We start from the raw sequence: 18,256 nt of genomic DNA, 5'->3' as shown, positions 1-18,256 counted from the left end.
CGTATTTTTAGCGATAAATCGTTTTCATAGCAATTCCCTCTAATTTTTCCTGTAGAGTAGAATCTTTTCTTACAAAATGTTGTGTAGAAACAACCGTTTTTTGTTCCTCTTCATACCTGATAATGACAGGGATTGGGCCTTTGTATTGTTCTAGAATATTTGAAATCTCTTTATCATTTTCATGATTTTTAACTTGAATCCAGAATCGTTCCGCTACTGCTTCTTTCAAATCTTGTGCAATCATTTGCAGACGACCATCTCGAGATTGAACCTTCCCATTGATATAGTAAAATTTCCCTTCGGATAAGATAGAGGCGAATTTTCGATACTGATCCGAAAATACAGTCACATCCATCCGAGACTTACTATCATGAACCTGTAGAAAGGCCATGCTTTCGCCCTTCTTGGTTCGAATGACTTTTAGCTTTTGCACTTCAACTAGAAGTGTTGCTTGACTCCCCTCGGTAAGAGTAGCAATGGGTGTCGTTGGATAAAGGGCTTGTTTGGCAAGCGTTTGGATAGGATGAGCACTGATACCAACCCCAATCAGTTCCTGCTCCTTGTAAAATTTCTCTGCTTCTGAGAAATCATCAGCCTCCGTCCAACTATAGCTTGCATCTGCAAATAGTCCTCCCAACTCCTCAACAAAGACAAATAGGTTTGGTAGGTTCACTAGGATTTTCTGGCGGTTCTTGTCAAAGTCATCAAAGAGCCCAAGTTCAACCAAAGGAGACAAAAGCGATAGTTTCTTGTAATTCTTAGGAAGACGTGTGACGAAATCTTCAATACTTGAGAAAGGACGATTTTCGATAATCCAATAAGAAAAATCTCTTGGCATACCCTTAATGGCTTTCAAACCAAGATAGATTGTCTTCTGGGTAATCTTATCATGATAGGGAATGCTGTTGATTGCTAAAGACGCTACTTCAAATCCCATCTGCAGAGCATCTACTATGTAATCACTGCTGGAGTAATTCAACATGACTTGGAAGAAAATAGCAGGATAATGCGTCTTGAAATAAGCAAGCTGAAATGCCAGGGCTGAGTAGGCATAGGCGTGAGATCTATTAAATCCATAGCCTGCAAACTTTTCCATCACTGCAAAAACTTGATTGGCTTTCTCTTCTGAATGCCCGAGTTTAACTGCACCAGCGATAAAATCTTCCTTCATCAAATGCATCTCTTTGGCATTTTTCTTACCCATGGCTCGTCTGAGAATGTCGGCTTTTCCAAGACTAAAGCCTCCAAAGCGCTGAGCTACCTGCATGACTTGCTCTTGATAGAGCATGATACCGTAAGTTGATGAGAGGATGTCCTCCAAGGTAGGATCCAGCACCGTCACCTTTTCTTTGCCATGCTTACGAGCCACAAAATTATCGATATAATCACTAGCACCAGGTCTGTTGAGGGATGTCGTTGCTACCACTTCTTCAAAGACTTGCGGCTGAACTCGTTTCAAGAGTCGAATAGCTCCTGGTTGTTCAAATTGGAAAATACCTTTCGTATTTCCAGTAGCAAAGAGAGCCAGAGTTGCCTTGTCTTCCAAATCAATCTCTTCGATTTTCAGATGAACGCCCTCTGATTCCGCAAGTAATTCCTGCATTTTCTGTACGAAAGTCAAGTTACGCAGACCTAGGAAATCCATTTTTAGAAGGCCATTTGCTTCAACTGCATGTGCATCATATTGAGTGATTAGCATGTCCTCACCGTATTTTAGAGGAATATAGTCTGTCAGATCCTGGTCACTCATAACGACTCCTGCCGCATGGATAGAGGTCTGACGAGGATAACCTTCAATCTTTCGAGCAATCTCAAAAGCTTTTTGGTATTCAATCTTGCTATTGATGACCTGCCTAAATTGCAAATTCTTCTCATAGGCCGTCGTTAGCGTATCTCGGAAACTGATTTTTTTCGTAATATTTGTTAATTCATACTCAGGGACACCATAGCGTTTAAAAACATCACGAATTGCTTGTTTGGCTCCAAAGGTCGAATAAGTGACAATCTGCGCCACGTGTTGACTTCCATACCGATCACGAACATAACGAATGAACTCTGGTCTATAAAGATCTGGAATGTCAATATCAATATCAGGCATGGTGTAACGCTCACGATTTAAAAAGCGCTCGAAAATCAAGTTTTTCTCAACCGGATCAATCCCTGTGATGTCAAGTGAATAGGCCACCAAACTACCCACAGCAGAACCGCGCCCCATTCCCATATAGTAGCCTTGAGAACGTCCAAAGCGCAACAAATCCCAAACCACAAGGAAATAGTCGTCAAATCCCATATCATGAATCACAGCTAATTCTTCATTCAGTCGTTCACGATAGATAGCTGAGGTTAGCCCCTTAGTTATCAACCCTTGCTCAGCCCTCTCTCTAAGTTCTTCTACCGCTGGTCTTTCCGGGTTAAAGCGAGGGAGTTTTAAACTTGGATCAATTTGGTAGCTAACATTCTCTATCACACCTTGGAGATTGGCAAGTGCCTGAGGGAAGCAATTTTTAAATTGAGCTTCTAAGTCTGAAGCTGGTAGAAAGAGCCCTTGTTGTGAATGCACATCCACTTCTCTCAGACTGACATTATCCTTAATTGCCGCTAGGATTTGCAAAACCTGTATGTCTTCTTTCTCAAAAGAGTTGACCTGATACAGTGGAAGAATGGATTTGGTAAAGACTTCTTGGTGAGTATCGGGACTAACCCCAATAAAGTAATCGTGACCCAAATCCAGCTGTTCGATTCCATCAAAATAGGGAACAATAATGGCAACATCTTCGAGGTGGGAGGTGAAATCAGACCAGTTATTTCGTCCAGTCATTTTTAAAGTTGATAACTTCATCAACTCTTGGTAACCTTTAGTAGATAGAGCTAGAAAACGGAAAGAAATACTCTTCTCGTCTATAATCAAGGTCATTTCAAGACCAATTAAAGGTTGGATTCCATATTTTCGAGTCACTTCTAAAAAGTGATAGGCTCCATAGAGATTATCCACATCCATGATAGCAAGGTGAGAATAGCCATACTCTTTAGCTGTTTGTACATATTTTTCAATCGAAACCACACTTTCCATAAAACTGTAAACAGTCTTGGTGTCGAGCTGCGCAATCATTTCTTCTCCTCCTTGCTTTAGATATAGTACTATTATACCATTTTAAAAACTAGAATGAAAAGGTAGAAGACTATTCCTTTCACTCTCACCTATAAAACCAAGCTGTTCTCAAAATCTGAATGCTATTGTGCTGAAATCTCCACGTTTTAAGATAGTTTGATCCCTGTTTCGGCCTCTTTTTAAATTGACTTCATCATAGGTCAACAATATCTTTTTTACCTTATTTTTGATATACTAAATTTAGAATATTTCTAAAGGAGAGCGCCATGCGTTTTAATCAATTCAGCTACTTGTCCGTTTCTCATTCGCAAGTTTTGCGCGAGTTATCCCAGCTTGGTTTGAAGCTGGTACCAGAACAATCATCAAAAAAACAACTTGAACAATTTGTCCGCTGGAGTTTTTTCACTTATACAAATACCGATTATGCTCTATCCACTTTAGCTGTGGATAAAGAAACGGATCTTTTGAGCTTCTTTCAGTCTGATAAAGAGTTGACTGCTGATATTTTCTATACCGTAGTTTTTCAACTTTTGGGCTTCAACTTTCTTATTGACTTTGGGGATGCTGAACAATTCCGTAAAGAAACTGGATTTCCTATTATTTACGGAGATTTGATTGAAAATATCTATCATTTACTCAACACTCGAACCAAAAAGGGAAATACGCTCATCGACCAGCTTGTTAGTGATGGACTAATTGCAGAAGATAATCACTACCACTACTTTAACGGCAAGAGCTTGGCAACCTTCTCTAGTCACGATGTCATTCGTGAAGTCGTTTATGTAGAGAGTCGTGTGGATACTGATAAAGACGGCCTCCCTGACTTAGTCAAGGTCAGCATTATTCGTCCTCGCTATGAGGGACAGATCCCTACGATTATGACTGCAAGTCCGTATCACCAAGGGACCAACGACAAAGCCAGCGACAAGGCTCTCTACAAGATGGAAGAAGAGCTTGAGATTAAACTGCCCCATACCATTGAACTTGAGGAGCCTAAGCTGAATTTAGTTGAACCTTTTGGTCAAGCCGAACTCGTCTCTGAGGCTGAGGAAAAGCTAACTCACATCAATAGTTCTTACACTCTCAACGATTACTTCCTCCCACGAGGATTTGCTAATCTCTATGTATCGGGTGTTGGAACCAAGGATTCCCAAGGTCTCATGACCAATGGGGACTACCAGCAGATTGAGGCATATAAAAATGTCATTGATTGGCTCAATGGTCGTTGCCGTGCCTTTACTGACCACACGCGCAAGCGCCAAATCAAGGCCGACTGGTCAAACGGAAAAGTCGCAACAACAGGAATTTCCTATCTAGGCACCATGTCCAATGGTCTTGCGACAACTGGTGTGGATGGCTTAGAAGTAATCATCGCAGAAGCAGGTATTTCCTCTTGGTACAACTACTATCGTGAAAATGGTCTGGTAACCAGCCCTGGTGGTTATCCAGGTGAGGATTTTGACTCACTTGCTGAATTGACCTACTCCCGCAATCTCTTAGCCGGTGACTATATCCGTGCTAATGAAGCCCACCAAACAGACTTAGAGAAGGTAAAAGAACAATTAGATCGCAAGACTGGTGACTACAATCAATTTTGGCATGATCGCAACTATCTACTCAATGCTCACAAGGTTAAAGCTGAGGTAGTCTTTACGCATGGTTCCCAGGATTGGAACGTCAAACCACTTCATGTATATCAGATGTTTCATGCTCTTCCTGACAATATTCGCAAGCACCTCTTTTTCCATCATGGTGCTCATGTTTATATGAATAACTGGCAGTCGATTGACTTCCGCGAATCCATGAATGCCTTGTTAAGTAAAAAATTGTTAGGACTTGACTCAGGATATCAACTTCCTACTGTTATCTGGCAGGACAATACAGCACCGCAAACATGGCAGAGTCTTGATGACTTTGGTAAAGAAGATGAATTGCATACTTTCTCACTTGGAACTGAAGAAAAAGTGATTCAAAACCAGTATAGTCAAAAAGATTTTGAGCGTTATGGCAAGACTTACCAAACCTTTAACACAGAACTTTACCAAGGAAAAGCCAATCAGATTACCATTGACCTTCCAGTAAGCCAAGACATTCATTTAAATGGTCGAGTTGAGCTAAAACTTCGTATCAAATCAAGTACAAACAAGGGACTACTTTCTGCCCAACTGCTAGAACTTGGACAAAAGAAATATCTACAGCCTTATCCAGCTGTTTTAAGTGCTAGAACCATTGACAACGGTCGCTACCACATGCTTGAAAATCTCTGTGAACTGCCATTCAATCCAAGCGCCCAACGTGTCATCACCAAAGGCTACCTTAATTTGCAAAATCGAAGTGACCTCTTAAGGATTGAAGCAATTCAACCCAATGAATGGATGGATTTCAAGCTAGAGCTTCAACCAACTATCTACAAACTTAAAGAAGGAGATACTCTCCGTTTGGTTCTCTATACAACAGACTTTGAGATTACAATTCGAGATAATACAGACTATCACTTGACTGTTGATTTAGCACAGTCCACTATCATCATCCCCTCATAAAAGGAGGCAGCTTTATATGAATAAATCTGAACATAGACACCAACTCATCCGTGCACTTGTAGCTAAAAATAAGATTCATACACAGGCAGAGTTGCAAGCTTTACTAGCTGAAAATGATATTCAAGTCACACAGGCCACTCTCTCACGCGATATCAAAACCATGAATCTATCAAAGGTTCGCGAAGCAGATCATTCTTACTACGTTTTAAATACTGGTTCCATCTCCAAATGGGAAAAACGCCTAGAAAACTATATGGAGGATGGCTTGGTCATGCTACGTCCTGTTCAGCATCAGGTTGTCCTCAAGACCTTGCCAGGCCTTGCCCAATCGTTTGGAGCTGTTCTTGATGCACTTGATTTTAAACAAATCATTGCCACCGTATGTGGTGATGATGTCTGCCTTCTTATCTGTGAAAATGCTGAAGAAGCACAGACTTGCTTTGAAATTCTTAAAAAATTTGCGCCACCTTTTTTCTTCAATGACTAAAAAATCCCCCGTGATGAATCCAATCACGGGGTTCTGTTTTATAACGGTATAATTTCTACAATATGCAAAACCAATGTAAGGGTTATAAACCCTCTGTTACCATAGGGAAAAATCCCATATAATCTATAATGAACATGATCTCATGTTAGAAATGGCTTCAACTTTAAGAAATTGATTTTCATCACCTTAAGATAAAAGGGGGATCAAAATGTATTCTCTCAATATTATGCTTTCAGGCTCTATACAAGTTATTCCACTTCTTGATTCTTTTCTTCATCTTTAACTGGAGCTGGTTCATAGGCCCGGATAATTTGAGCGACAACTGGATGACGAACCACATCCTTGGCTGAAAAATGAACAAAGTCAATTTGGTGAATGTTCTTGAGCTTTTCTTGGGCATCAATCAAACCTGACTTGACGTTACGCGGTAGGTCAATCTGACTAATATCTCCATTGACAATCATCTTAGAATTAAAACCTAAACGCGTCAAGAACATCTTCATCTGCATGATGGTCGTATTTTGCGCCTCATCGAGAATGACAAAGGCATCATCCAAGGTCCGTCCACGCATGTAGGCAAGGGGCGCAATCTCAATGATTTCACGCTCCATGAGACGAGTCGTTTGGTCTTTGCCGAGAATCTGATACAAGGCATCATAAACTGGTCGAAGGTAAGGATCCACCTTCTCCTTGAGATCACCCGGAAGAAATCCAAGACTCTCACCAGCTTCCACTGCCGGACGAGTTAGGATAATTCGCTTGACCTGCCCACGTTTAAGGGCTATCACTGCCAAGGTGACTGCAAGGAAGGTCTTCCCTGTCCCTGCAGGCCCAATTCCAAAGGTCACATCATGCTGTTTGACACTGTCCACATAAAGCTTTTGACCCAAGGTTTTGACACGGATAGGCTTCCCAGTATTATCCTTGATGATTTCTTCTTCGTAAAGGGCGACAAACTTGTCAATTTCATCGTTTTTGACCATGCTAATCGCAGTGACCACATCTGGCGTACCGACAGTCATTCCACGATTCACCAAAACCATCAAGGCTTGAATAACTTGACGGGCTTCCTCACAGGCAGCTTCTTCTCCCAAAACCTGCACAATCTCCGTACGAGCATGAATCACCACATCAAGCTCTTCTTCCATCAAACGAAGATGGCGCTCATTGGAACCAAAAAGATGAAACAGGTCATCTGGATGACTCAGTTGAATGTCTATTGAATGTTCCTTCAAATAAAGAACCTCTCTAATCCTTTTATTTCTTTTTATTATAGCAAAGAGAACAATAAAATACTAGCCTCATCTCATTGTCTCTAGTGTTCTAAGTATTCTTGCCAGATAGAGTCAAAATCTCCTAGGTTAAAAGAGAAACTGGCATGTTCCTCCAAAAAGCGACTCACCTCATCAAAATCATCTGTGTGTTTTGGGAAGACTGACTCTTCAAAAGCGAGATCTGCTAGGATGGCTTTTGGACTGTTACTTTTAGGATTGCGCTCGGTCATGAGCCAAGTGTAAAATGATTTTCTCAATTCTTTCTCCTATCAAGACTTTTTTGATAAAACTTTTCTGATTTTTAAAAATTCCTGGACTTAGCCTCTGACACATAGTGGTTTATAAAATCTGTTTTAGCATCTGTATAAGCATCACGATTGTGTTCAAATTTTTTCCACAAATCCAGTTTTAATTCCTGATACGCTTTGGCGATATCTGGATGTTGACAGAGATAATCTCTAAAATAAATCTCGTCATGATCTCCCATCAGTCGCAAATGTAGATGAAAAACCTTCTCGGCAAAGCCCTGCTCTGTGTAGCCTTTATTTAGCGAAATCCTGTTAGGACTCTCTGACATCACTAGCCAACCATTTTTCACCAATAAATCCCTAACCCTTGCTAAATCCTCTATACTACCTACTTCTAATAGAATATCAACGATGTTCTTAGCCCAAATATTAGGGATAGCAGTGCTACCAATATGTTCTATTCTTTTAATAACATTTGCACCCAATATTTTTTTCAGATTTGCTTTTTCCGATTCATACCAGTCTTTCCACTCTGATTTATGCTCTACCAGAAAAATAGGAAAAAGTTGCCAGAGTTCCTCTAAACTCATTTCTTCAAGTTTCTTTATCATGACTAGAAAGCCTAAACCAACTCTGTACCAAACTGGTCTTGCTTGATTTTGCCAGCCTTCATCAAGCCACCGAGCGCTTTCTTGAACTGACCTTTAGAAATGCCAAAGGTTGCCTTGATGTCCTCAGGAGATGACTTATCATTCAAGGTCATAAAACCGCCATTGCTTTCCAAGTAGGTCAAAATCATCTGGGCATCATTTTCTAGCATTTCAAAAGAACGCGGTTTAAGGGAGAGGTTCAGAGTGCGGTCAACCTCGCGGAAACCAATGACACGCGCATCTAAGACTTGCCCCAAACGTGGCTCTGCATAGCGCTCGCTAGGATGGATAAAACCAAGCATGTTATTCTCTGGCAGGTAAACAAAAGTTCCTGACAGCTTGAGACGGTAAACAATGGCTGGCCAGTTTTGGTTCTGCATGTTGTTGTAGGCAGGACGAGCCAGACGTTGGAAATCTTCTTGATAAGCCAAGAGTCCCCAGATACGGTCTTTCTTGTCCACCTCAAGACGGATGTAAAGTTTATCACCTTTCTTAGGCCAGAGTTCCTTGAGCTCAGGGAGGATATCGAGTGACACAACGATTTCTTTATCAGGTAGACCGGTATCAACAAAAACACCCAAGTCCTTACGAACTTCCGTTACGGTTCCCCAACCAAATTGGTCCTGAGTTGCAGTCACTTCTATGGTTGTCAGGCGGAGTTTTTGCTTCATATCCGTGTAGGCAAAGCCTTTGACCGTATCCCCTACTGTATGTTGACCTTCTTCCTTAGCAAGAGCATAAGTCTGACCATCCTTTTGCACAAAGTAAAAACGGTCATTTTCATCGATGATGAGTCCAACGATAAAACTTGCAAGATTTGTATTCATATTTCCTTCTTTCGAATAAAACTCAGCCAGCAATGCCAACTGAGTTTTTCTGTTTATTTTTAGACTTCCAAGATTTCTTTTTCTTTGTTGGCAGTCATGTCGTCGATGTGTTTCACAGCGTCGTCTGTTACTTTTTGAATATCTTTTTCAAGAGTCTTCAATTCGTCTTCAGTGATTTCTTTTGCTTTTTCTTGCTTTTTAGCTTCGTCCATAGCGTCGCGACGGATGTTGCGGACAGCCACTTTAGCATTTTCACCGACCTTCTTCACTTCTTTGGCAAGGTCACGACGAGTCTCTTCTGTAAGAGCTGGGATAACCAAGCGGATCACAGAGCCGTCATTAGCTGGTGTAATACCAAGATCAGAAGCATTCAAGGCACGTTCGATGTCTTTCAATGAAGACTTGTCAAATGGTGTTACCAACAAGACACGCGCTTCTGGAATGGTAATTGAAGCGATTTGGTTAAGAGGAGTTTCGACTCCATAGTATTCTACGTAGATACGGTCTAGCAAGCTTGCGTTGGCACGACCGGCACGGATTCCACCAAATTCACGAGCAAGTGATTGGTGAGACTGGGTCATTCTCTCTTTAGCTTTTTCTACAATTGCATTAGCCATAATTTTCTTATTCCTTTTCTTCGATATTGTTTGAAACTGTTGTTCCGATATTTTCACCAAATACGACACGTTTGATGTTGCCTGGTTGGTTCATGTTAAAGACAACTAAGTCAATGTCGTTGTCCATAGAGAGGGTTGAAGCAGTTGAGTCCATGATACGAAGACCTTTATTGATAACGTCACGGTGGGTCAATTCTTCAAACTTAACGGCAGTCTTGTCTTTCTTAGGATCGGCATTGTAAACACCATCGACCCCATTTTTAGCCATAAGGATGGCATCCGCTTCGATTTCAGCTGCACGAAGGGCTGCTGTTGTATCTGTTGAGAAGTAAGGTGAACCAATCCCAGCACCAAAGATAACGATACGCCCTTTTTCAAGGTGGCGAAGAGCACGTCCACGTACGTAAGGTTCTGCCACTTGTTGCATAGCAATGGCTGTTTGCACACGCGTATCAACACCAACTTGTTGCAATGAATCTGCCATCACAAGAGCATTCATCACGGTCCCAAGCATTCCAGTGTAATCGGCCTGAACGCGGTCCATTCCTGCTTCTGCAGCAGGTTCTCCGCGCCAGAGATTTCCTCCACCAATAACAAGGGCAATTTCGATACCTAAGCTATGAACTTCTTGAATCTCTTTTGCGATTGTTTGAACTGTTTGGATATCAATCCCTACGCCACGTTCACCTGCAAGAGCCTCACCTGATAACTTGATTAAAATACGTTTATACTTGGGGTTCGCCATTTTTACTCTCCTTTTTTCATCCTACCTATTTTATCACAATTTCTTAGATTTTTATAGTGTCATGAGCAATTCTTTCAAAAAAAATTAGACCGTTAAAAACTCCTCTAAGTCCTTAAGGGCACGCTCTGCAATTTTTTCATAACGAGCCTTCTTATCACGGATACGCTCGCCTTCCAACTCCTTGATAATCCCAAAATTGACGTTCATTGGTTGGAAATGTTTACTATCTGCATGAGTGATGTAATGAGCCAGACTTCCAATCGCTGTGGTCTCTGGGAAAATAGCTGCGCTTTCCCCCTTGAAAAGACGAGCCGCGTTAATACCCGCAACTAAGCCTGAAGCTGCTGACTCAACATAGCCTTCCACACCCGTCATCTGACCAGCAAAGAAGAGATTAGGCTGTTTCTTAGAACGGTAGGTCTGTTCGAGAAGATTTGGTGAATCCATGTACGAATTGCGGTGCATGACCCCATAACGGACAAACTCAGCATTTTCAAGACCTGGAATCATTTGGAAGACACGCTTTTGTTCTCCCCATTTGAGGTGGGTCTGGAAACCGACGATATTGTAGAGGCTACCAGCTGCATTGTCCTGACGAAGCTGGACAACTGCATACGGTGTTTTAAAGTCGCCATCACGAGGCCCCGTATAGTCGTCTGGGTACTCCAGCCCAACTGGTTTCATAGGTCCATAAAGCATGGTTTTAATGCCACGTTTGGCCATGACTTCGATAGGCATACAACCTTCAAAATACTTTTCTTTTTCAAACGAATTGAGCGGTGCTTCTTCCGCATTGACCAAAGCTTCATGAAAATCCATAAACTCTTGTTTGGTCATGGGAGCATTGAGGTAGGCTGCCTCTCCCTTGTCATAACGAGACTTGAGATAGACCTTACTCATATCGATGGTGTTGACATCGATAATAGGTGCCGCCGCGTCATAGAAATAGAATCCATCCCCATCATTAAGGGCATGAATCTTCTCAGCTAGGGCATCACTGGTTAAAGGACCAGTCGCTACAACTGTAATAACATCCGTTGGCAATTCTGTAATTTCATCACGAACCACTTCAATCAAGGGATGATTGGCTACTTTTTCGGTCACCATTTGGGAGAAACCGTCGCGGTCCACCGCAAGGGCTCCGCCTGCAGGAACACGTGTAGCTTCAGCAGATTCTAAGATAACAGAACCCAAGCGGCGCATTTCTTCCTTGAGGAGTCCAACGGCATTTGTCAAAGCATCCCCACGTAAGGAATTGGAACAAACCAACTCAGCAAAATTGTCTGTTTTGTGCTGAGGAGTTGATTTGACACCACGCATTTCATAGAGTTTAACTGGAATACCACGTTCTGCGATTTGGTAAGCAGCTTCAGACCCTGCCAAACCAGCACCGATAACATTGATATAAGATTGAGACACGACACTAATACCTCTTTGGGAGTGTGAGGACAAGCTTCACATTGAAAAAGCCAACCGAACTTACTTCGCTTTCGAGTTTCTTGGCTCAGGCTGAAAAAGTCCACTGGACTTTTTCACTCCCACAAATCTTTCTAATTTTTCTTTTACTAGTATAACAAAAAAAGGGAAGAAGGCAAACTTCCCTGTTTAGTCGTTGAATTGTTTCTCTTCCCAGTCGTGGTAGGCAGCGTAGAGTTGGCTTTTATTCCACTGGTAGAGTTTCGCAACTTCCTTGATGGCTTGATTTTTCTTCATACCTTGCTGGATACGAGCTTGGATTTCTAAGAACAAGTCCTCGTCGTCCTTTTCCTCCACATCCTGACTGGCGCCTTCAACGATGAGAAGGCATTCGCCCTTGAGTGGCGTTTCAGCAATACTTTCTAGTAGCTCTGAAATCTTTCCTCGTTGGTATTCTTCATAGATTTTGGTCAATTCCCTGACCAAGACTACCGAGCGGTCACCGTAGACTTCTAGCATATTTCCCAATGTATCCGCTACACGATGGGGCGATTCGTAGAAAATCTGAGTTTCTGGGTAATCTTTTTTTAAGTCGAAAAATTGCTTTTGCTGGCCTGATTTTCTCGGTAAGAAACCGTAAAAGATATGTGGCTGTGGCGCCAAACCACTGGCAATCAAAGCAGAAATTCCTGCACTAGCACCTGGAACGGTAACAACTGCGATTTCTTCCTCAATAGCTGCCTTGACCAAATCATGCCCAGGATCTGAGATACTAGGCAGACCCGCATCAGAGACCTGAGCGATACTTTGTCCCGCTTTCAGAAAACTAATCAAGTCAGGAATCTTTTCCTTGGCATTGTGCTCATGAAAACTAATCTGCTTGGTGGAGATGTCAAAATGCTTGAGCAAAAGACCTGTATTGCGCGTGTCCTCAGCAGCAATCCAGTCCACCTCTTTCAAGGTCTGAATAGCACGAAAGGTCATGTCATCTAGATTGCCAATCGGCGTTGCCACTAGGTAAAGCTTGCCATAGGGAGATTGTCCCTTAAAACTTTTTTGAATCTGCATGCTTACTCCCTATATAACAACTCATCACAGAACATACATTCCTCGTCCTGCTCGCGGCGCTGTCCATAAAAATCATTACATACGTGAAACCCATCTTTATAGATTCGGCGGACGCTTTCACGAACGTGCTTGGCCTTAACAGGTGTATCTGCTTCCACCTCGCCTAAGCGTTCGCGCAACTTACTATTTTCCAATCGAAGAGCTGTATTTTCCTCTACCAGGCTCTTGAGATTTTTCTTGATGGCTTCCACATCGGCCAAGGTCACCAATAACTGTTGGGAAAAATCGTCCAGTGCATCAAATAATTCTTTTTTGTCCATAAACCAGCCCTTTCCTTTCTTTATCCTTCATTGAGTTTATATTTCTTTCAAGACCAGATATTCCATGGCATTTTGAAAGCTAACATTGGCTTGCCACATTTTTCTGGCTTCTAGCAAATCTTGTAAAATCTGTCGAATCCTTGCTTGCAAGAGGTCCTGTCCACAGAGCACTTCGAGGATTCGCAAGACCTGATCTTGTTTTTCCTTGTCATCTGCCAAGCTGGCTAATTTAGCAACTTGGAGATAACTTTCTTTTTTCCTGGCTAATAACCAGGTCAGTAGGCGTTCACTCTCATCGACCAAGGTCCAAAAACTTGCCTGATTTGCCAGTTTTTCTGCTTCAGCATGTGATTGACAAAACTGGGCTAAAAGAGTCGCTTTTTTCTTGACCAGACCTGCTTGTTCTAATTGATGGATGAGCTTTTCTTCTTGCTTATTAAAATGGAAAATCTGGGTCCGACTACGGATTGTTGGCAAGATTTTTTCCTCATCGCTGGTCAAGAAGAAAATGTAAACTTCACTCTGGGGTTCTTCGATGACCTTGAGCAGAGAATTAGCCGCGTTAGGATGCATTTTCTCCGCCTGCTCGATAATAAAAACCTGCTGCCGACTTTCAATCCCTGCTTGAGAAAACTGACCCACCAATTCCCGAATGCGTTCTGTCTTGATGACCTGATTGACCGGCTTAATTAAGGTAACATCGGGAAATTCTTCCATCTCAATCAGCTTGCAGTTTCGGCATTTCTCACATGGTAAAACGCCTACTTTATCCGTACAAAAGAGGCTCTTAGCCAAAAACTGCGCCATTTCCAAGCTTCCAAAGAAACCTGAAAAGAGATAGGCGTGATTGAGCTGATCTTGTTCTAGGATACGGACAAAACGGTCAAACTGGTCTGGCTGCCAAGCTTTTAGTTGTTCTTGTTTCATTTATCCAAGCCCATTCTGTCAAACAAGACAGCCTTGGTAGCATCCACAACTTGCTCCAAAGGAAGACTCGCATCAATCTTGACAATGCGATTTCCTTCTTTGTCCAGAAGAGAAAGGTAACCTTGACGAACTTTCTTGTGCAAGTCTAAGCCTTCCAAGTCCAAACGATTGACCTCGCGGTCACTATTGGCAGCAATGCGAGCCAGCCCTTCTTCTACCTCAATGTCAAAATAGAGGGTCAAATCGGGTTTAAGGCCATCTGTCGCAAAGTGATTGAGCCAATCAATGGCATCAATATCCAAGCCACGGCCAAATCCCTGATAAGCAACAGAACTATCAATGAAGCGGTCCATAATGACCAACTTGCCAGCTTTAAGTGCTGGAAGAACTTTTTCCACCAAGTGCTGTCTACGACTGGCGATATAGAGGAGGAGTTCCGTTTTAGGATCCATCTGCGTATGACTTGGATCCAAAATCACTTCCCGAATCTTCTCTCCAATCAAGACTCCACCTGGCTCACGGGTCGTCAACACCTCTACTCCTTTTTCCTCTAAAATTGGGAGTAGAGCCTCTAAAACACTGGTCTTTCCTGCTCCCTCTGGTCCCTCAAGAGAGACTAAAAATCCTTTTGACATGTCTAACTCATTTCTTTTTTTCTACTTTCTATTCTATCAAAAAAATAGGTTTTTGTGACAATCTTTTTGCGTCTTCTGATTTCAAAAGAGCATAAAAGAGGCTGGGAGTCATCCAACCTCTTATTTACCTAATTCTTGTGTTCGTTTGTAGGCTTGATGAACTGCGTCCATGACGGTACCTCTAAAGGCATGTTCTTCCAGACTTGCTACACCCGCGATAGTCGAACCTCCTGGGCTACAAACTTGGTCTTTCAATACTCCAGGATGTTGCTGACTTTCAAGGACCATTTGTCCAGCGCCAACTACTGTTTGAGCTGCCATTTTCAAAGCCATTTCTCGTGGCAATCCTGTCTGTACACCCGCATCTGCCAAAGCCTCGATAAAGAGATAGACAAAAGCTGGTCCACAACCTGCAAGACCTGTCGCAGCATCTATTAAGCCATCCCCAAGTTCAACCAAGAGACCAGCCTTGACTAGAAGCTGACAAAAGAGTTCCCTGTCCTCAGCACGACAATTTGCTGACATGGCATAACTAATCACTCCTTGGCCGATAGCCACTGGAGTATTGGGCATGATGCGAATAATTCGGTGGTGACTGGGAAGAAGTCTAGCCAGTTTTTCCAAGGTCAATCCAGCTGCCATGGAAATCAAAAGAAGACTTTCTCGTTTTTCAAGGATGGTCTGATATTGAGCAAGCAGTTCAGAAAACTGGGCTGGCTTTACTCCTAGAAAAATCACGTCTGCTTCTGTAAAAATTTCTTCATTGCTGGAAGCCTGACCGCCGAAGTTGGCGATGAAAGCATCTACTTTCGCTTGACTGCGATTGGCAAGGAGAATCTGAGCTCCCATCTTGGCCTGCAAAACAGCCTTAGCCAAACTAGCACCCATATTCCCCAAACCGATAAATCCAATCTTCATCTCTTACTCCCTTATCTGTCCGTCACCAGTAACCACATACTTGTAGCTAGTTAATTCCTTCAAGCCCATTGGACCACGCGCATGCAGTTTCTGAGTAGAAATCCCCATTTCACATCCAAGACCAAATTGCCCACCATCAGTGAAACGCGTTGAGGCATTGACATAAACTGCTGCAGAGTCCACTTGATCTGTAAAGTAGGCTGCAGTTTCGGCATTTTCCGTCACAATCGCATCCGAATGATGAGTACTATGGGCTTCAATATGCGCAACCGCTTCTTCTAAACTGCTCACGACCTTAACCGCTAGGATATAGTCTAAAAACTCGGTGTCAAAGTCTTGAGCCTCAGCTACTCGACCTGAAAGAAACTGACTTGCTTTGCTATCCAGACGGAATTGAATTGGTTCCAGTTCAGCTTCTTTTCGATCTGCAACCAGAACTTGCTCCAAGCGAGGAAGGAAGCTTGCTGCCTTGTCATCATGAACGAGGAGAACCTCCATGGCATTACAAACAGAAGGACGACTGGTTTTAGCATTGTTGATGATAGATAGAGCCTTGTCTTCATCGGCATCCTTGTCCACATAGACATGAACAATTCCAGTTCCTGTCTCGATAACAGGTACAATAGCATTTTCAACCACGGCATTAATCAAGCCAGCACCTCCACGAGGAATAAGAAGGTCTAGATAACCCTTGGCCTTCATCATAGCATAGCTACTTTCTCGGCTGGTATCTTCCACCAGTTGAATCACATCTGCATGAATGGTAGTCGTCTCCAAACCCTTCTTCAAAGCTGTGACAATAGCATGAGCGGTTTGGTAGGCGTCCTTACCACTACGAAGAACGACTGCATTGCCACTCTTGAGAGCCAAGGCAGCCGCATCAGACGTCACATTTGGACGGCTTTCATAGATAATACCGATAACCCCCATAGCCACACGTTTCTTGGTGATAATCAAGCCATTTTCAAGATGATTGGTTTCTAAAACTTCACCGATAGGATCTGGTAAAGCAACCACTTCACGAATCCCTCTTGCCATCGCTTCTATACGTTTCGCATCCAAATAAAGACGATCCACCATGACATCCGAAATTTTCCCCTTGGCTGCTACCATATCAAGGGCATTGGCCGCTAAAATCTCCTCAGTAGCAGCCAATAAGTGATCAGCCATGGCTAGTAAGGCTTGGTTTTTCACTGCTTCACTGGCAGTATTGATTGATTTTTTAACAGCTTGTACCTGTTCAAATTGTTCTTGTGTACTTACCATCGTTCACCTCTAAAATTCTGTAAAGAGCAGCTGGATTTCAGGAGTGATGGAAATCCAGTCATCACGGTGAATCAAGACTCCCTTAGCTTTTTGAGAACGGAGCATATCTTCTAGGGCTGAGACGCCAAATTGGACACGTCCCTTTCCAAGAGATTGACCCGTTTCTTTATCAGCCACTGTGACAATATCGTGGTAAGAGAAGTTTCCTTCCACTTCTACCACGCCTGATAAAAGGAGACTTTTCCCGTTTTTTGAAAGTGCCTCTGCAGCTCCACCATCTACCCAAATCGTTCCCTGACTTTGAGCATAGAAGGCCAGCCATTGTTTCTGGGTACGAAGTCCCTTCTCTTGCGCAACAAAGAAGGATCCATCCCTAGTTTCTTCAGCTGCCTCAATCAAGGCATCTGATTTCAAGGAAGAGCAGATATAGACTGGCACCCCTGACTCCGTTGCGATCGTAGCTGCTTTGATTTTTGTTAGCATACCCCCAGTTCCGTTTGAAGAACCTGCTCCACCAGCCATATCAATAATCTCACGATTGATAGTCTCGATTTTCTCAAGACGTTTAGCTCTTGGATCTGAGTTGGGATTTCCAGTATAGAGACCGTCCACATCAGTCAAGAGAACCAAAAGATCCGCTTGAACCATCGCCGCTACCTGGGCACTCAGAGTGTCATTATCACCCACCTTGAGTTCGTCAATAACGACACTGTCATTCTCGTTGATGATAGGAATGGCACCACGATGAAGCAATACAGACAAGGCCTGGTGGGCGTTCTTATAACGACGTTTATCTACAAAATCATCCTGTGTCAGCAAGATTTGTGCAGAAACGATCTGGCGCATGAGGAGGTTGGTTGTATATTCCTCCAACAAAAGTCCCTGACCAACTGCAGCCGAAGCTTGTTTATCTGCAATCTTGGTCGGACGTTTTTTAAAACCCAAAGCTCCAAATCCAGCGGCAACTGCCCCAGATGACACTAAAATCAACTCATGTCCAGCCTCATGCAGCATAGCCAATTGCTGGGTAATTGCCTTTACTTTACTCCTTGATAAACTCCCGTCTTCATTTGTTAAGGAGGAAGTCCCTACCTTAAAGACGATTCGTTTGTACTTCATATTCTCACTCCGATTCTTCATATTTATCCATTATAACATGAATGCTTTAAAATAGAAAAGACTTGAAATAAAAAAGGTTGAGACAGCCAT

The 18,256-nt window shown here is 42.7% G+C and carries 17 protein-coding genes; 2 read left to right on the top strand and 15 right to left on the bottom strand.

Features of this window, described 5'->3' with window-relative positions; all coding sequences use genetic code 11:
* Window positions 1-7: 7 nt before the first annotated feature.
* Window positions 8-3,109, bottom strand: coding sequence for a DNA polymerase III subunit alpha (locus tag B7709_RS07340; protein WP_084972278.1), 3,102 nt, complete (start codon window positions 3,107-3,109; stop codon window positions 8-10).
* Window positions 3,110-3,375: 266 nt separating this feature from the next.
* Between B7709_RS07340 and B7709_RS07335 the strand changes: the two genes are divergently transcribed.
* Together B7709_RS07335 and B7709_RS07330 are read left to right on the top strand one after the other, a co-directional pair.
* Window positions 3,376-5,649, top strand: coding sequence for a Xaa-Pro dipeptidyl-peptidase (locus B7709_RS07335; protein WP_084972277.1), 2,274 nt, complete (start codon window positions 3,376-3,378; stop codon window positions 5,647-5,649).
* 16 nt (window positions 5,650-5,665) lie between these two features.
* A complete protein-coding gene (locus B7709_RS07330) occupies window positions 5,666-6,136 on the top strand; it encodes an arginine repressor (protein WP_001043005.1) in 471 nt (156 codons plus the stop codon).
* A gap of 248 nt (window positions 6,137-6,384) precedes the next feature.
* Here B7709_RS07330 and B7709_RS07325 read toward each other — a convergent pair whose 3' ends face one another.
* From B7709_RS07325 to proB, 14 genes are all read right to left on the bottom strand, one after another.
* Entirely contained in the window at window positions 6,385-7,371 is a 987-nt protein-coding gene (locus tag B7709_RS07325; RefSeq protein ID WP_084972276.1) for a PhoH family protein, read from the bottom strand.
* An 80-nt stretch (window positions 7,372-7,451) separates the two neighbouring features.
* On the bottom strand, window positions 7,452-7,667 hold the full coding sequence (locus B7709_RS07320) for a YozE family protein (protein WP_084972275.1): 216 nt from the start codon (window positions 7,665-7,667) through the stop codon (window positions 7,452-7,454).
* 44 nt (window positions 7,668-7,711) lie between these two features.
* Window positions 7,712-8,269 carry a GrpB family protein gene (locus B7709_RS07315; protein ID WP_084972274.1) on the bottom strand — a complete coding sequence of 186 codons (558 nt, stop codon included), beginning with the start codon at window positions 8,267-8,269 and terminating at the stop codon, window positions 7,712-7,714.
* An 11-nt stretch (window positions 8,270-8,280) separates the two neighbouring features.
* Window positions 8,281-9,135 carry an RNA-binding virulence regulatory protein CvfB gene (gene cvfB, locus B7709_RS07310; protein WP_084972273.1) on the bottom strand — a complete coding sequence of 285 codons (855 nt, stop codon included), beginning with the start codon at window positions 9,133-9,135 and terminating at the stop codon, window positions 8,281-8,283.
* Window positions 9,136-9,194: 59 nt separating this feature from the next.
* A complete protein-coding gene (gene frr, locus B7709_RS07305; protein ID WP_084972272.1) occupies window positions 9,195-9,752 on the bottom strand; it encodes a ribosome recycling factor in 558 nt (185 codons plus the stop codon).
* Window positions 9,753-9,759: 7 nt separating this feature from the next.
* Window positions 9,760-10,497, bottom strand: coding sequence for a UMP kinase (pyrH, locus tag B7709_RS07300; RefSeq protein ID WP_000002996.1), 738 nt, complete (start codon window positions 10,495-10,497; stop codon window positions 9,760-9,762).
* A gap of 84 nt (window positions 10,498-10,581) precedes the next feature.
* Window positions 10,582-11,916: a methylenetetrahydrofolate--tRNA-(uracil(54)-C(5))-methyltransferase (FADH(2)-oxidizing) TrmFO gene (gene trmFO / locus B7709_RS07295; RefSeq protein WP_084972271.1), complete on the bottom strand. Its 1,335-nt coding sequence runs from the start codon at window positions 11,914-11,916 to the stop codon at window positions 10,582-10,584.
* Between the two features lie 186 nt (window positions 11,917-12,102).
* Window positions 12,103-12,981: a 16S rRNA (cytidine(1402)-2'-O)-methyltransferase gene (rsmI, locus tag B7709_RS07290; protein WP_084972270.1), complete on the bottom strand. Its 879-nt coding sequence runs from the start codon at window positions 12,979-12,981 to the stop codon at window positions 12,103-12,105.
* Window positions 12,982-12,983: 2 nt separating this feature from the next.
* A complete protein-coding gene (gene yabA / locus B7709_RS07285) occupies window positions 12,984-13,301 on the bottom strand; it encodes a DNA replication initiation control protein YabA (protein WP_000358229.1) in 318 nt (105 codons plus the stop codon).
* A gap of 36 nt (window positions 13,302-13,337) precedes the next feature.
* A complete protein-coding gene (locus tag B7709_RS07280; protein WP_000808200.1) occupies window positions 13,338-14,228 on the bottom strand; it encodes a DNA polymerase III subunit delta' in 891 nt (296 codons plus the stop codon).
* Complete coding sequence (tmk, locus tag B7709_RS07275) at window positions 14,225-14,863, bottom strand: dTMP kinase (protein ID WP_000033370.1); 639 nt, start codon at window positions 14,861-14,863, stop codon at window positions 14,225-14,227. Before tmk ends, B7709_RS07280 begins: the two co-directional genes overlap by 4 nt.
* 120 nt (window positions 14,864-14,983) lie before the next feature.
* Window positions 14,984-15,781: a pyrroline-5-carboxylate reductase gene (gene proC, locus B7709_RS07270; RefSeq protein WP_084972269.1), complete on the bottom strand. Its 798-nt coding sequence runs from the start codon at window positions 15,779-15,781 to the stop codon at window positions 14,984-14,986.
* Between the two features lie 3 nt (window positions 15,782-15,784).
* Window positions 15,785-17,047, bottom strand: a complete 1,263-nt coding sequence (locus tag B7709_RS07265) for a glutamate-5-semialdehyde dehydrogenase (RefSeq protein ID WP_084972268.1) — start codon at window positions 17,045-17,047, stop codon at window positions 15,785-15,787.
* A gap of 9 nt (window positions 17,048-17,056) precedes the next feature.
* Window positions 17,057-18,166, bottom strand: a complete 1,110-nt coding sequence (proB, locus tag B7709_RS07260) for a glutamate 5-kinase (protein ID WP_223330948.1) — start codon at window positions 18,164-18,166, stop codon at window positions 17,057-17,059.
* Window positions 18,167-18,256 lie beyond the last annotated feature (90 nt).

Origin of the sequence: Streptococcus oralis subsp. dentisani (assembly GCF_002096335.1) — a bacterium.
GTDB lineage: Bacteria > Bacillota > Bacilli > Lactobacillales > Streptococcaceae > Streptococcus > Streptococcus oralis_Z.
The sequence above is the reverse complement of the archived record's forward strand: the minus strand, read 5'-3'. Positions and strand labels throughout refer to the sequence as shown.

Bases quoted from the DNA above. Each gene is read 5' to 3' on its own strand.
- rsmI (WP_084972270.1), bottom strand. From the start codon at position 12,981: ATGCAGATTCAAAAAAGTTTTAAGGGACAATCTCCCTATGGCAAGCTT.
- B7709_RS07315 (WP_084972274.1), bottom strand. From the start codon at position 8,269: ATGATAAAGAAACTTGAAGAAATGAGTTTAGAGGAACTCTGGCAACTT.
- frr (WP_084972272.1), bottom strand. From the start codon at position 9,752: ATGGCTAATGCAATTGTAGAAAAAGCTAAAGAGAGAATGACCCAGTCT.
- tmk (WP_000033370.1), bottom strand. From the start codon at position 14,863: ATGTCAAAAGGATTTTTAGTCTCTCTTGAGGGACCAGAGGGAGCAGGA.
- proB (WP_223330948.1), bottom strand. From the start codon at position 18,166: ATGAAGTACAAACGAATCGTCTTTAAGGTAGGGACTTCCTCCTTAACA.
- proC (WP_084972269.1), bottom strand. From the start codon at position 15,781: ATGAAGATTGGATTTATCGGTTTGGGGAATATGGGTGCTAGTTTGGCT.
- pyrH (WP_000002996.1), bottom strand. From the start codon at position 10,497: ATGGCGAACCCCAAGTATAAACGTATTTTAATCAAGTTATCAGGTGAG.
- B7709_RS07330 (WP_001043005.1), top strand. From the start codon at position 5,666: ATGAATAAATCTGAACATAGACACCAACTCATCCGTGCACTTGTAGCT.
- cvfB (WP_084972273.1), bottom strand. From the start codon at position 9,135: ATGAATACAAATCTTGCAAGTTTTATCGTTGGACTCATCATCGATGAA.
- yabA (WP_000358229.1), bottom strand. From the start codon at position 13,301: ATGGACAAAAAAGAATTATTTGATGCACTGGACGATTTTTCCCAACAG.
- B7709_RS07340 (WP_084972278.1), bottom strand. From the start codon at position 3,109: ATGATTGCGCAGCTCGACACCAAGACTGTTTACAGTTTTATGGAAAGT.
- B7709_RS07265 (WP_084972268.1), bottom strand. From the start codon at position 17,047: ATGGTAAGTACACAAGAACAATTTGAACAGGTACAAGCTGTTAAAAAA.
- B7709_RS07335 (WP_084972277.1), top strand. From the start codon at position 3,376: ATGCGTTTTAATCAATTCAGCTACTTGTCCGTTTCTCATTCGCAAGTT.
- B7709_RS07280 (WP_000808200.1), bottom strand. From the start codon at position 14,228: ATGAAACAAGAACAACTAAAAGCTTGGCAGCCAGACCAGTTTGACCGT.